The 1301-nt window shown below is 76.9% G+C and carries 1 protein-coding gene and 1 pseudogene; both read left to right on the top strand.

From position 1 onward, the window contains the following. Positions 1 to 525: pseudogene (locus FRZ03_RS30625) on the top strand (DEAD/DEAH box helicase); the annotation flags it as partial. 54 nt (positions 526 to 579) lie between these two features. Next, the coding region (locus FRZ03_RS30620; RefSeq protein WP_146468359.1) for a DNA-formamidopyrimidine glycosylase family protein at positions 580 to 1301 on the top strand (722 nt) is incomplete at its 3' end.

Below are 1301 nucleotides of genomic sequence, written 5' to 3'. Positions count from 1 at the left end.
GTGTCGCCCCGCGATCTTCCCGACCCCTTCTCCGACCCCGGCTACGGCGGCCCCCGGGGCGGCGGCGCCACCGGCTACGGCGCGGCCCCGCTCCGGGGGTACGGCGACCACCGCTCCCGAAGCGGCTCCCCCGACCCGCGGGCCGTGGTACTCGCCGCCGCCGACCCGGCGAACGCCTACGGCGCGGCCCTGTCCTGGCCCGAGCCCCCGACCGGGGCCGGGCACAAGCCGGGCCGCAAGGCGGGCTCCCTGGTCGTCCTGGTGGAGGGCGAGCTGACCCTCTACATGGAGCGCGGCGGCAAGACGCTCCTTGCCTGGCCGATCGCGCCCGACACCGCGGCCACGGACGACCCGCGCCTGCGCTCGGCCGCCGAGGCCCTCGCCGAGGCCGCCCGCGCCGGCTCCCTCGGCACGGTCACCATCGAGCGGATCAACGGCACCCCGGCCCTGACCGCCCCGGCGGGCGCCCTCCTGGAAGGAGCGGGCTTCGTGGCGACGCCGCGCGGCCTGCGCCTGAGAGCCTGAGCCGCGCCGCCGCGGCCCGCCGCCCTGCCGTAGCGCCGTGGCACCCTTGGACCCATGCCCGAAGGTGACACGGTCTGGCAGGCCGCGCGGCGGCTGCACGAGGCCCTCGCGGGCAAGGCGCTGACCCGCAGCGACTTCCGGGTGCCGAAGTACGCCACGGTCGACCTCGCCGGCCGCCGGGTGCTGAGCACGGTCCCGCGCGGCAAGCACCTGCTCACCCGCTTCGAGGGCGGCCTGACCCTGCACACGCATCTGCGCATGGAGGGCGCCTGGAAGGTCTACGGCACGGGCGAGCGCTGGCGGGGCGGACCGGCGCACCAGATCCGCGCGATCCTCGCCACCGCCGACCGCACGGCCGTCGGCTACCGCCTCCAGGTACTGGAACTGCTGCGCACCACGGAGGAGGAGCGGGTCGTCGGTCATCTCGGACCCGATCTGCTCGGCCCGGACTGGGACCCGGAGCGCGCCCTGGCCCGGCTGCTCGCGGACCCGGCCCGCCCGCTCGGCGAAGCCCTGCTGGACCAGCGCAATCTGGCCGGAATCGGCAACATCTACAAGAGCGAGCTGTGCTTCCTGCTCGGCGTCACCCCCTGGCTGCCGGTCGGCGCGCTGCCCGCGGACCGCGCCGAGAGGCTGCCGGGCCTCGCCCAGCGACTGCTGGAGGCCAACCGCGACCGCCCGGTCCGCCGGACCACCGGCCTGCGCCACCACGACCTGTTCGTCTACGGCCGCGCGCCCCGCCCCTGTCTGCGCTGCCACACCTCGGTCCGCGTGGC

It is taken from the genome of Streptomyces misionensis, from assembly GCF_007896895.1.
Taxonomy (GTDB): Bacteria; Actinomycetota; Actinomycetes; order Streptomycetales; family Streptomycetaceae; genus Streptomyces; species Streptomyces misionensis_A.
The sequence above is the reverse complement of the archived record's forward strand: the minus strand, read 5'-3'. Positions and strand labels throughout refer to the sequence as shown.